The following is an 11,576-nucleotide window of genomic DNA, read 5'->3' as shown; positions in this document are numbered from 1 at the left end:
CCCTCACGGCCGGAACACCGCCCGCACACACCCATCGGACTTGTTCTTGAAGATGTCGTACCCGTACACAGCCTGCTCCAGCGGCAGGTCGTGGGTGATGAGATACGACGGATCCAGATCGCCCTGCTGGATGTAGTCGAACATGCGCGGCACGTAACGCTGCCCGTGCTGCTGGGCGGTGCGCAGGGTCAGGCCCTTGTTGGTGAGCACCCCCATCGGGAATTTGTCCGTCGCCCCGTAGATTCCGAGCACCGAGACGATTCCGCCCTTGCGGCAGGCCAGGATCGCCTGCCGCAGCGCGTTGGCCCGATCGGTCTCGAGCCGCAGCAGCTGCTTGGCGCGATCGTAGAGGTACTGCACGCCGGTACCGTGCCCCTCCATGCCGACCGCGTCGATGCACGCGTCCGGTCCGCGCCCGCCGGTCATATCGCGCAGCATCTCGTGCACGCTGTCGACCGCGGTGTAGTCGATGGTCTCGGCCCCGAAGTGCTTGCGCGCCAAGGCCAATCGCTCCGGATACCGGTCGATCATCACCACCCGTTCGGCCCCGAGCAGCCGGGCGCTGTGCCCGGCCATCAGCCCGACACCGCCGCTGCCGAACACCGCGACGGTGTCGCCCGCGTCGATATCGCAGAACTCCGCGCCCATGAGCCCGGTCGGCACCGCGTCGGACAGGAACAGCGCCTGCTCGTCGGTGACGCCCTCGGGCACGACGAAACAGTTGACGTCCCCGAACGGCACCCGCACGTACTGCGCGTGCGAACCCTGATAGCCGCCGAAGGGATGGGTGTAGCCGTAGATGCCGCCGGTCGGATACCCGAACACCGGTTGTTGCAGCGCCGCATTGGGATTGGTGGTGTCGCACACCGAATACAGCTCGTGATCGCAGTACCAGCACGACCCGCAGCCGATGAACGACGGCACCACCACCCGGTCCCCGATCGCGCGGTCGCGGACCTCCGCGCCGACATCGACGATCTCGCCGAGGAATTCGTGCCCGATGACATCGCCCGCGCGCATCCCCGGCAGATAGCCGTCGATGAAATGCAGATCCGACCCGCAGGTCGTGCTGATCCGCACCTGGACGATGACGTCGTGCGGATTGACCAGGGCCGGATCGTCGACCGTTTCCACGGCCAGATCATTGACCCCGTTCCAACACAGTGCGCGCATGATTCTCCTAAGCCGTGGTCCGCGCACTGGGATTGTGCGCGAGGGTGGGGATCTCACCGGTCTGCAACAGCGCCCGCGCCCGGTAGAGCACGGTGAACGCGGCCGCGCCGGTGAGCAGATCGGGCAGCGGCGTGTGCGCCGCGAGCCGCACTTCGGTGCCGAGATCGTTTGGCGCATCCGAGAATTCGAGCCGGATCCACATCGGACCCGAGTCGCCGGAGCGGGTTCCGACGAACCGCATACCGTTCTCGTCGTCGACGAGTTCGGTGTTCCAGCTCAGCGTCTCCGCTCCCGAGCGCCGCACGCTCCACTCGTAGCTGCCCTCGGGGCCGGGCCGGACCTCGGCGAGATCGCCCAGTACCCGCGACCAGTTCGCCGGGTCGCGGAAGAACAGCGCGACCTGCGCGCGCGGGCGGGTGATGGTGAGGGTCTGCCCGGGTTCGCCGCCGGATCCGCCGACGAGCTTTCCGACCAGCTCGCTCACCTGGGATTTCGCCTTGTCCACATAATGATCGACAGAGTGCATCGAGGACTCCCTTCGCTCTCGGAGCGGCCTACCCCCGTCCCGCCCCCGGAACCGGTCCCCCGGAAAGATTTCTGTGCGACCGTGAACACGGTTTCCCACGCGAGGAGAGGACGGTTCGATGGCCCAAACGGTTCGGGGTGTGATCGCCCGGTCGAAGCAGCAGCCGGTCGAGGTGACCGAGATCGTGGTGCCGGACCCGGGGCCGGGCGAGGCCGTGGTGCGGGTGCTGGCGTGCGGGGTGTGCCACACCGATCTGCACTATCGCGAGGGCGGCATCAACGACGAGTTCCCCTTCCTGCTCGGGCACGAGGCCGCGGGCCTGGTGGAGACGGTCGGCGCGGGCGTGACCGAGGTCGAGCCGGGCGATTTCGTGATCCTGAACTGGCGCGCGGTGTGCGGCACGTGCCGGGCCTGCCGCAAGGGCAAGCCGTGGTACTGCTTCTCGACGTTCAACGCGGCCCAACCGATGACGCTCACCGACGGCACCCCGCTCACCCCCGCGCTGGGCATCGGCGCGTTCGCGGACAAGACGCTCGTGCACGCCGGGCAGTGCACCAAGGTCGATCCGGCCGCCTCGCCCGCCGCGGCGGGTCTGCTCGGCTGCGGGATCATGGCCGGGCTCGGGGCGGCGCTGAACACGGGCGGGGTGAGCCGCGGCGACAGCGTGGCGGTCATCGGCTGCGGCGGGGTCGGCAGCGCGGCCGTGGCGGGTGCGCGGCTGGCCGGGGCCACCACCATCGTCGCCGTCGACATCGATCCGCGAAAACTGGAGTGGGCCAAGGGTTTCGGCGCGACTCATACCGTGGACGCGAGCGCCGGGGATCCGGTGCCGGTGATCCAGGAGATCACCGGCGGGTTCGGCGCGGACGTGGTGATCGACGCGGTGGGGCGGCCGGAGACCTGGAAGCAGGCGTTCTACGCGCGGGATCTGGCCGGGACGGTCGTGCTGGTCGGCGTGCCCACCCCGGAGATGCGGCTGGAGATGCCGTTGCTGGACTTCTTCTCCCACGGCGGCGCGCTCAAGTCGTCCTGGTACGGCGACTGCCTGCCCTCGCGCGACTTCCCCACCCTGATCGATCTGTACCGGCAGGGCCGCCTGGATCTGGATGCCTTTGTCTCCGAGACGATTTCGCTCGACGAGGTGGAGCAGGCGTTCGCGAAGATGCACCGCGGCGAGGTGCTGCGGTCGGTGGTGCGGGTGGCCGAGCGGTGACCGGGCGGCCCGCGCCCGATGCGGCGCGGGCCACCCGAGCGGTCAGTGCGCGTGCCCGTGCCGGGCGTGCCGGGCCTGGCGGCGGCCCTCCGGGCGTCCGCGCTGCGGCGAACCCGCCGCCATGCCCGAGCCGCCGCCCGCGGGCAGCAGCAGGCCGAGCGCGACCATGACCGCGCCGAGGCCGAGGTGCAGCCAGTTGTCGGCGTTGTTGACCGGGATGAAGTTGGCGTCGCTGTCCTTGTCGACCAGCAACCCGTAGATCCACAAGGCCAGGTAGATGACGCCGCCGCCGATCAGGAAGGTACGCGCGCCCGCCCGCGAGCGCGCCATCGCGAGCCCGGCCAGACCGAAGACCAGGTGCACGATGTTGTGCAGCGCCGAGACGTTGAAGAGTCCGAACAACTTCGCGCCGGAATGGTGTCCCGCCCACGACAGCATGTCGTAGTCGGTCGTGATCCCGGGGATGAACCCGAGGATTCCGACCAGCAGGAACACCGCGCCGATCGCGTACGCGGCGGTCTGGATGAGCGTGCTGCCGCCCACCCTGCCCTGGGCGTATCCGGCTGTGGCCATCTCGATTCTCCTCTCGACTGGGCCGACCCGGCCGAATCATGATCACCGCCGAAATAGCCGCTTGCTATCGCGCCAAACGTGGGTTACTCCTCGGGCGGACGATCCGCGGCGGGGGTGAACCCGATTTCCACCCGCTGTTCGGGGCTGCGGGTCTCCGCGCCGGTGGCCGCGATGAGGTAGGACTTGTCGGCCGAGGTGAGCGGCGGCTGGCTGAGCCCGCGCGGCCACAGCCCGCGGCTGCGCACCACATCGGCCTCCACGGCGTACAGGGTGACCGTGGCCTGCAACGCGAACCAGCTCAGCAGCCCGAGCACCACGCCGAACAGCCCGGCGACCGCCTCCGCGTGCCGCAGGGTGTGGGCCAGCAGCACTCCGGCCAGATTGGACAGCAACTGCCAGGCCATCCCGGCGGCGAACGCGCCCGGGATCATCGAGCGGGTGGCCACCACCCCGGCGGTCGCCAGCCGGAACGCCGCCAGGAACAGCGCCCCGTCCAGCAACCCGGACACCGCGACCACGAGGATCCGCACCGGCAGCGCGCCCAGCCCGAGCGCCTCCCCCGCCGCGCCCATCGCCGCGGCGGTCACCGCGACCACGATGGTCAGGCCCAGCACCGCCAGCAATCCCAGGGCGCGAACGTAGTTCAGCGGGAAGGCGGGCCGGTCCACCCGCGGCACCGCCCACACCGTGTTCAGCGTCTTCTGCACTGCCGCCGCGAAACCCCGTGCGCCCCAGATGGATCCGGCGATGCCGACGGTGAGGGCGAGGCCGGTGTTGCCCAGCGCGGTGACGCCGAGCTGCTCGTGCAGTTGCGCGCCGACGATGGGGAACTCGCTGAACGCCGAATCCACCACCTGCTGGCGCAGTCCCGGCGAATCCCGCAGCACGATGCCCGCCGCCGTCACCAGCACGAGCAGCAGCGGGAAGGTCGCCACGAATGCGTAGTAGGCCAGCAGCGCGACCAGCGTCCCGGCCTCGTCGTCGTTGAACTTCTTGATCACCCCGACCACGAACGCCACCGGCCGGTGCCGTTGCTGCCACGAATCGAGCCGCCGCACAAGCGCTTCGACACCCGTGATCGGGTTCATGTCCCGGTTATACCGCTCCCGCGCGGCCCGCGGTACCGGAACGGAGTCAGGCGGGGGTGATCCGCACCGGCAGCGCCTCCAGGCCGCGGATGACGACATTCGGCTTGTAGGGCGGATTCTCGGTGAGCGGTTCGAGGGTGCGGGCGCGGCGCAGCAGCACGTCGAGCAGGATCTCCATCTCCAGCAGGGCCAGCGGCGCGCCGAGGCAGTAGTGGATGCCGAGGCTGAAGCCGAGGTGCTTCTTGGCGGGGTGGTGCGGGTCGGCGTAGCGGGCGACGTCGACGCGGTCGGGATCGGCGTAGGCGCGCGGGTCGCGGTTGGCCGAATTGATCAGCACCACAACGCCTTCGCCGGTCTCGAACCGGTGGCCGGCCACCTCGATCGGGCGGGTGGCCGCGCGGGTGGTGATCTGCACCGACGGCTCGAGCCGCAGCAGTTCGTCGGGGGCGTACTCGGTCAGGCCGGGCTGGGCGCGCATCCGCTCGAACTGGTCCGGGTTGCGCATGAGCTGCAACAGGCCGGTGCCGACGAGGTTGGCGGTGGTCTCGTGCCCGGCGACGAAGGTGGTGATGCAGGTGGCGAGCAGTTCCTGTTCGGTGAGCACGTCGCCGCGGTCCTCGACCAGCGACAGGGCGCTGAGCAGATCGTCGGCGGGCCGGGCGCGGCGCTCGTTGAGCAGTTCGCGGAAGTAGCCCATGAATCCGCGCGAGGCGGCGCTGCGCGCGGTGAGCGCCTCGGGCGGCAGCGTGTAGTCGTGGTCGAAGCCGCGCGCCAGATCCTGCGACCAGCGGTGCACCTGTTCGTACGCCTCGCTGGGCACGCCGATCAGCTCGCAGGCGATGATCAGCGGCAGCGGGTAGGCGATGGTCTCCACCAGATCGAATTCGCCCGCGGCCAAGGCGTTGTCGACCAGCTGTTCGGTGAGTTCGGTGATGCGCGGGCGCAGCCGGGTGACCATGCGCGGGGTGAACCCCTTGGTGACGAGGTTGCGCAGGCGGGTGTGGTCCGGCGGCTCCATCCACAGGAACGAGGTGGGCAGTTCCTCGGGGGCGTTCTCCGGGGAGACGGTCGGATGCATCATGCCCGCCTCCTCGGCGTGGCTCCACGCGGTGGTGGACAGCACCGCGGCGCAGTCCTCGTAGCGGGTGAGCACGTGGTGGCCGATCGGGGTCTGGTGCAGCGGCCCGGCCTCGCGCAGCACGGCGGCCGCGGCGTAGGGATCGGGTCGGCCCTCGGGGCCCAGCAACCGGGCGAGGGCGGCGGCGACGGCCGAATCGGGTTCGGCGACAGCGGTGTTCGACTGTGCGGGGTCCATGGGTGTCTCCTCGGTGATCAGCGGCGGGCGGGCTGGGGTACCGGTGGTCGCGCCGGGGCGGCGGGGCGCAGGACGCGGCCGAGGACGCGCGGACGCAGCAGGGCGGCGGGCGGTTCCACGAGATTGGCCACGCGCAGGAACGCGCGCGCCACCCGCGGATCGGTGTGCGCCGCGCGATGCACGCGCGCGAGATAGGCGTGGGTGGCGTGGGTGCGCGGCGAGCGCCGCCCGACGACGCCGGGATGGGCGAGGTCGGCGGTGGTCGACAGCTGCCAGGCCGCCGCGACGCAGTTGGCGGCCTCGGCGTAGAACCGGGCGGGCAGCCGCCGGGCGTCGGTGTGCAGGCACGCCCGCAGTGCCAGCGCCTGCTGCGCGGCCACGGTCATGCCCTGGGCGTAGAGCGGATTGAAACTGCACAGCGCGTCGCCGAGGGCCAGGAACCCTTGCGGCACAACGGGTTGCCGATCGTAGCGGCGGCGCACGGCCTGGCGGAACCGGTACGGCACCGGATCGCCGAGCGGTTCCCCGGAGACGATGTCGTGGATGTCGGGCGTGGGCAGTCCGGCGGCGAACGCGGCGAAGGCGTCCGGTTCGGTCGGCGGGTGGTCGCCGAGCATTCCGGCGAGGGTGACGTGCCAGCGGTCGCCCTCCACGCGGATCGCGCCTCCTCCACGGCCGTCCGGTCCGGTGGACACGATCACCGAGCGGTGCCCGTCGAGCTGTCCGGGCCGGGCCCGGTAGAACCGCGACGCGTAGCCGAGATCGACCTCGAGGGTCTCCTCCTGCGGGGGGCGGGCGCCCAACTGGGTGAGCCATTGCGGTGCCCGCGAGCCGCGCCCGGTGGCGTCGACGACGAGATCGGCGGCGAGCGTGTCGGGTTCGCCGTCGGTGATGACCTGCACGGCGCGCACCCGGGCGGCGTTGCCGAGCAGCGACCGCGCCGTCGTGTGCGCCCGCAGCCGCACCCCGGGCAGCGCGAGGGTGCGTTCGCGCAGCACCGATTCCAGCAGCGGCCGGGTGGCCAGCACCGAGGTCAGGCCCGTCTCGGCGGGCGCGACGCGGAAACCGCTCACGTACCACCGGGTTCCGATGAGCACCTCCGCGGTGGCCGCGCCGCGCCGCTCCATCTCGCCCGTGAATCCCGGGTACAGCCGCTCGATGGCGGTCCGGCCGCGATCGAGCAGCCCGTGCAGATGCCGCGCCTGTGGCACGCCCCGCCGCTCCGAATTCGCCTCGGCCGCATCGCGTTCCAGGATGGTGACGCGGTCGAACCGGTCGGTGAGCACCCGGGCCGCGAGCAGCCCGGCCACGCCCGCCCCGAGGACGACGGCGTGCCCGTCGCCGCTCACCAGGTCACCGGCAACGCGACGATGCCGCGGTGGATGAGGCTGGGCTGGTAGTCGACCGTCTCGGTCGCGAGCGCGAGTTCGGGGGCGCGGGCCAGCAGCGCGCGCAGCGCGACCTCGGCCTCGAGCCGGGCCAGCGGCGCGCCGACGCAGAAGTGGATGCCGAGGCTGAACCCGAGATGCTTACGGGCGGGCCGGTTTCCGGCGTAACGGGTGACGTCGAAGGTCTCCGGATCGGCGAAGACGCGGCCGTCGCGCCCGGCCGAGCCGGTGAGCACCACGACGCCGTCGCCGCGCCGGAATCGCTTGCCGCCCACGGTCGTATCCTCGAGCGCCACCCGGATGGTGAACTGGGTGGGCGCGTCGTAGCGCAGCATCTCGTCCAGCGCGGGCGCGATCAGATCGGGCCGTTCGCGCAGCAACGCCAGTTGATCCGGATTGCGCAGCAGCGCCAGCATCCCGTTGCCGATCAGGTTGATCGAGGTCTCCATCCCGGCGACCAGCAGCAGCAACGCCATGCCGACCACCTCGGGCTGGGTCAGCTCCCCGCCCGCGGCGGCCGCGGCGACCAGTTCGCTGAGCAGATCGTCGGTGGGCGCGGACTTCTTGCGCTCCACCAGACCGGCGAAGTAGGTGAGGCAGTCGCGGGCGGCGATCCCGCGCGCGGCGACGGCGTCGTCGGTGAGCAGCGCGTCGGGATCGCTGCCCCGGGCGATGGCGAGCTGCCAGGCGCGGAAGTCGGCGGCGCGGGCCGGATCGCCGCCGAGCAGCCGCACCGGGATCATGGCCACCGCCAACGGGACCGCGAGTTCGTTGAGCACGTCCAGGGTGCCGCGCTCGAGGGCGGCGTCGAGCAGGTCGTCCACCACCCGGCCCGCCAGCGGGGACAGTTCGGCGATCGTCTTGGGCGTGAACGCCTTCGCGACCAGTTTGCGGTAGCGGCCGTGCTCGGGCGGGTCCATGCGCACGAACGAGCCGGGGATGGCGGCGGTGCTGTCGCGGAACGGGCTGATGCCCGCGGTGTAGCCGTGCCCCCAGTGCGCGCCGGTGAGCACCGCCGCGCACTCCTCGTAGCGGGTGACGAGAGTGACCGGCACATCGCCCAATTCGAAGGGCAGCAGCGGGGTCGCGTCGCGCACCCGCCGGTACTCCGGATACGGGTCGGCGCGGTGCGCGGGCTGGAAGGCGTCGAAGGTGATCTCCGGGATCGCGGTGCTCATCGGGCCACCACCCGCACGTCGAGCCGGGACACGCCGCGCACCACCACATTCGGGCGGTAGGCGGGTTCGGCGAGCAGTTCCAGATCCTTGACCCGTTCGGCGATCGCGGTCAGCACCGTCTGCATCTCGACCCGCGCGAGGAACGCGCCCAGGCAGTAGTGCAGGCCCAGTCCGAACGACAGGTGCCGGTCGGTGCGGTTGCCCGCCGCGTAGCGGGCGATGTCGAAGCGGTCCGGGTCGGGGAAGGCCAGCGGGTCGCGGTTGGCGGAGGCGAACAGCACCACCACCGCGTCGCCGGGTTCGAAGGTGTGCTCCCCCACCGTGATTCGGTCGTGCGCGGCGCGGGTGGTCAGGTGCACGGGCGCGTCGTAGCGCAGCACCTCGTCCACCGCGGGCACGGCCAGCTGTGGATTGGAGCGCAGCCGCCGGAACTCCCAGGGGTTGCGGATCAGGGCCAGCACGCCGTTGGCGATCAGGTTGACGGTGGTCTCGTGCCCGGCCACGACCAGGATCAGCAGGGTGCCGATCAGTTCGGTGGGAGTGAGCGCCACGCCCTGCTCCTCGGCCTGCACCAGCGCGGTGATCAGATCGTCGCGGGGTTCGGCGCGGCGCCGGCGCGCCAATTCGCCGAAGAACTCCTCGAATTCGCGCACCGCGGCGGTGCGCGCGGCCAGTTCCTCTGGCGCGAGCAACATATCGGGGTCCAGGCCGCGGGCGATGGCGTGCGACATGTGCCGCACCTGCTCGTGCGCCTCCGGCGGCACGCCGAGCATCTCGCAGATCATGCTGAGCGGCAACGGATATGCCAGCGCGTCGAGCAGTTCCACCTCGCGGCGGGCGAGGATGTCGTCGAGCATCCCCGCGACCAGTTCCTCCGCGCGTTCGCGCATGGCGCCCACCGAGCGGGCGGTGAACGCCCTGCCGACCAGCCCGCGCAGGCGGGTGTGCTCCGGCGGCTCCATCCACAGGAACGAGCCGGGCAGCTCGATATCGCTGGAACCGTGCAGCAACTGCGGTTCCTCGGCGTGGCTCCAGCGCGGATCCTGCATGATCGCGCGCGCCTCGGCGTAGCGGGTGACCAACCGCATGTCGTGGGGACCGGGCACGAACGGACCGGCCGCGCGCAGCACCTCGTAGGCGTCGTAGGGATTGTGGCGCATGTGCGGGCCGACACTGTCGACGACCGCCTGCTGCACGGGACTGATCTGCGCGAGCGCGGACTGCTCGGAACTCACCGGGCGACTCCTGGGGTGGGAGGCGACACGTGTCGCCGACGCGGAAAACCGGGTTCGCGACCATCGTGGCGTCGGCCCGAGGGACCGGGCGGCGAAGATCGCCGCTTCCTATCGGGTGATAGCCGAACAACGTTATCGCGCAGGGTGATCGGGCAATCGGAAGGAATTATCAGCGCGCGGAATTCACAGCTCGTTCGCCATGCGGTCACACTGCGCTGTTGTCGTGACGGTCATGAATTCCTCGGTAACGGGTCCGACACTCACGGACCGGCTCGCCGAAATCGCGGCCGCCCATCCGCGGGTGAGCGCCACCTTCTGGTCCTCGGCGCAATCGACGACCTATTCCGAACTCCACGACGCCGCCCTCGCGGCGGCGAAAACGCTTGTCGCGCAGGGTGTTCAGCGCGGCGAGCCGATCGGCATCCTGGCGCCCAACGCCCCGGAATTCCTCATCGGATTCTTCGGCTCGATCGCCGCGGGCGCCGCCGCCACCCCGCTGCCGTTGCCCGCGGGCGCGCGGCAGATCGAACAATATCCGCACAAACTCGCCGCCATTGTCGCCGCCTCGGGAATGCGTCACATCCTGGTGTCGCCGCGTTACGCGGAAATGACGTCGCTGCTCGGCGACGCCGTCGATGTGCAATTCCACGACGCCGTCGCGCTTTTCGAGAACAATAATGTGAACGCCATTCTGCCCGAGGCCGGTTCGGACGATCTCGCGGTCGTCCAGTTCACCTCCGGCAGCACGGCCGCGCCCAAGGGGGTGCGGCTGACCCATCGCATGGTGCTGGCCGGGCTGGCCGCCATCCGCGAGGGCATCGCGCTGGATCTCGACGATCAGGGCGGGTTCTGGCTGCCGCTGTTCCACGACATGGGCCTGTTCGGCACGCTGTCGGCGATCCTGCGCGGCATTCCCTCCCATCTGTGGTCCCCGGCGGCGTTCGTCAAGGATCCGGCCCGCTGGCTGGCCCAATTCGATGCCAGCGGAACGACGATCACCGCCATGCCGAACTTCGGCTACGAGGCGCTGCTGGCCGCGGTGCCGCCGGAGCGGGTGACCGACTTCGACCTGAGCCGCTGGCGGATCGCGTTCAACGGGGCCGAGCCCATCTCCCATCAGGTGGTGACCGCGTTCCAGAACCGGTTCGCCCCGGCGGGTTTCGCGCCGGAGACCATGTTCGGGGTGTACGGGATGGCCGAGGCGACCCTGGCCGTGACGTTCCCGCCGCTGGGCCGGGGGCCGGTGTTCGACTGGGTCGACCGGGCCACGCTGTCGGAATCCGGTTGGGCGCATCCGGTTTCGCCGGACGATCCGGGCGCTCGCGCGGTGGCGGGGGTGGGTTATCCGGTGGCCGGGCTGCGGCTGCGGGTCGTGGACGACGAGTCCGGGATGACCGTGCCCGACGGCGAGGTGGGCGAGATCCTCATCCGCGGGCTGTCGGTCACCGACGGCTATCTCACGGTGGATCCGGTCGATCCGTTCACCGACGGGTGGCTGCGCACCGGCGATCTGGGCTATCTGCGCGGCGGCGAGCTGTTCGTCACCGGGCGCAGCAAGGACATGATCACCGTGCGCGGGGTCAACTACTACGCCCAGGACGTGGAGGCCGCGGTCCGCGATCTGGACGGCGTCTACAAGTTCCGCTGCACCGCGACCATCGACCCCGACGACGCCGAGACCATCGCGGTGATCGCCGAGACCGAACTGACCGGCGCCGCGCGAGAGGCGTTGTGCGCGAACATCGGTGACCGCATCGCCGCCCGGCTCGGGCTGGCGGCCGTGCGGGTGTGCCTGGTCGCCCCGCGCAGCATCCCGCGCACCTCGAGCGGCAAGCTGCAACGCCTCGCCGCCCGCGAACTGCTCTCGTAATCCCCCGCCTCCCGTTT

At 70.8% G+C, this 11,576-nt stretch carries 10 protein-coding genes; 2 read left to right on the top strand and 8 right to left on the bottom strand.

The genetic code is table 11. The features are described 5' to 3' along the window. Positions 1–3 precede the first annotated feature (3 nt). Positions 4–1,173, bottom strand: coding sequence for a zinc-dependent alcohol dehydrogenase (locus ACFYTQ_RS04230; RefSeq protein ID WP_387357104.1), 1,170 nt, complete (start codon positions 1,171–1,173; stop codon positions 4–6). Between the two features lie 7 nt (positions 1,174–1,180). Continuing rightward, entirely contained in the window at positions 1,181–1,699 is a 519-nt protein-coding gene (locus ACFYTQ_RS04225) for a hypothetical protein (RefSeq protein WP_387357102.1), read from the bottom strand. Between the two features lie 118 nt (positions 1,700–1,817). On the opposite strand from ACFYTQ_RS04225, the gene ACFYTQ_RS04220 reads away from it, so the two are divergent. Next, positions 1,818–2,912 (top strand): S-(hydroxymethyl)mycothiol dehydrogenase, encoded by a 1,095-nt coding sequence (locus ACFYTQ_RS04220; protein ID WP_387357100.1) that lies wholly within the window; start codon positions 1,818–1,820, stop codon positions 2,910–2,912. A gap of 42 nt (positions 2,913–2,954) precedes the next feature. On the opposite strand, the gene ACFYTQ_RS04215 is transcribed toward ACFYTQ_RS04220, so the two are convergent. From ACFYTQ_RS04215 to ACFYTQ_RS04190, 6 genes are all read right to left on the bottom strand, one after another. Then, positions 2,955–3,485, bottom strand: a complete 531-nt coding sequence (locus tag ACFYTQ_RS04215) for a DUF4383 domain-containing protein (RefSeq protein WP_387357098.1) — start codon at positions 3,483–3,485, stop codon at positions 2,955–2,957. Positions 3,486–3,568: 83 nt separating this feature from the next. After that, entirely contained in the window at positions 3,569–4,573 is a 1,005-nt protein-coding gene (locus ACFYTQ_RS04210; protein WP_387357096.1) for a YihY/virulence factor BrkB family protein, read from the bottom strand. A gap of 46 nt (positions 4,574–4,619) precedes the next feature. Further along, positions 4,620–5,888: a cytochrome P450 gene (locus ACFYTQ_RS04205; RefSeq protein WP_387357094.1), complete on the bottom strand. Its 1,269-nt coding sequence runs from the start codon at positions 5,886–5,888 to the stop codon at positions 4,620–4,622. Positions 5,889–5,905: 17 nt separating this feature from the next. After that, entirely contained in the window at positions 5,906–7,237 is a 1,332-nt protein-coding gene (locus ACFYTQ_RS04200; RefSeq protein WP_387357092.1) for an NAD(P)/FAD-dependent oxidoreductase, read from the bottom strand. Continuing rightward, on the bottom strand, positions 7,234–8,454 hold the full coding sequence (locus ACFYTQ_RS04195) for a cytochrome P450 (RefSeq protein WP_387357090.1): 1,221 nt from the start codon (positions 8,452–8,454) through the stop codon (positions 7,234–7,236). The genes ACFYTQ_RS04200 and ACFYTQ_RS04195 overlap by 4 nt, the downstream gene beginning before the upstream one ends. Next, positions 8,451–9,689 carry a cytochrome P450 gene (locus ACFYTQ_RS04190; RefSeq protein ID WP_387357089.1) on the bottom strand — a complete coding sequence of 413 codons (1,239 nt, stop codon included), beginning with the start codon at positions 9,687–9,689 and terminating at the stop codon, positions 8,451–8,453. Before ACFYTQ_RS04190 ends, ACFYTQ_RS04195 begins: the two co-directional genes overlap by 4 nt. Before the next feature lie 232 nt (positions 9,690–9,921). Here ACFYTQ_RS04190 and ACFYTQ_RS04185 point away from each other — a divergent pair, with 232 nt between their 5' ends. Then, positions 9,922–11,559 (top strand): fatty acyl-AMP ligase, encoded by a 1,638-nt coding sequence (locus ACFYTQ_RS04185; protein ID WP_387357087.1) that lies wholly within the window; start codon positions 9,922–9,924, stop codon positions 11,557–11,559. Positions 11,560–11,576 lie beyond the last annotated feature (17 nt).

This window comes from Nocardia sp. NPDC004068, assembly GCF_042874315.1.
Lineage (GTDB): Bacteria > Actinomycetota > Actinomycetes > Mycobacteriales > Mycobacteriaceae > Nocardia.
This window is presented reverse-complemented; position numbering and strand designations above follow the sequence as displayed.

What these genes read in the sequence shown, in the direction of transcription:
- ACFYTQ_RS04230 (WP_387357104.1), bottom strand. Translation starts at nt 1,173, where the DNA reads ATGCGCGCACTGTGTTGGAACGGGGTCAATGATCTGGCCGTGGAAACG.
- ACFYTQ_RS04225 (WP_387357102.1), bottom strand. Translation starts at nt 1,699, where the DNA reads ATGCACTCTGTCGATCATTATGTGGACAAGGCGAAATCCCAGGTGAGC.
- ACFYTQ_RS04220 (WP_387357100.1), top strand. Translation starts at nt 1,818, where the DNA reads ATGGCCCAAACGGTTCGGGGTGTGATCGCCCGGTCGAAGCAGCAGCCG.
- ACFYTQ_RS04215 (WP_387357098.1), bottom strand. Translation starts at nt 3,485, where the DNA reads ATGGCCACAGCCGGATACGCCCAGGGCAGGGTGGGCGGCAGCACGCTC.
- ACFYTQ_RS04210 (WP_387357096.1), bottom strand. Translation starts at nt 4,573, where the DNA reads ATGAACCCGATCACGGGTGTCGAAGCGCTTGTGCGGCGGCTCGATTCG.
- ACFYTQ_RS04205 (WP_387357094.1), bottom strand. Translation starts at nt 5,888, where the DNA reads ATGGACCCCGCACAGTCGAACACCGCTGTCGCCGAACCCGATTCGGCC.
- ACFYTQ_RS04195 (WP_387357090.1), bottom strand. Translation starts at nt 8,454, where the DNA reads ATGAGCACCGCGATCCCGGAGATCACCTTCGACGCCTTCCAGCCCGCG.
- ACFYTQ_RS04185 (WP_387357087.1), top strand. Translation starts at nt 9,922, where the DNA reads ATGAATTCCTCGGTAACGGGTCCGACACTCACGGACCGGCTCGCCGAA.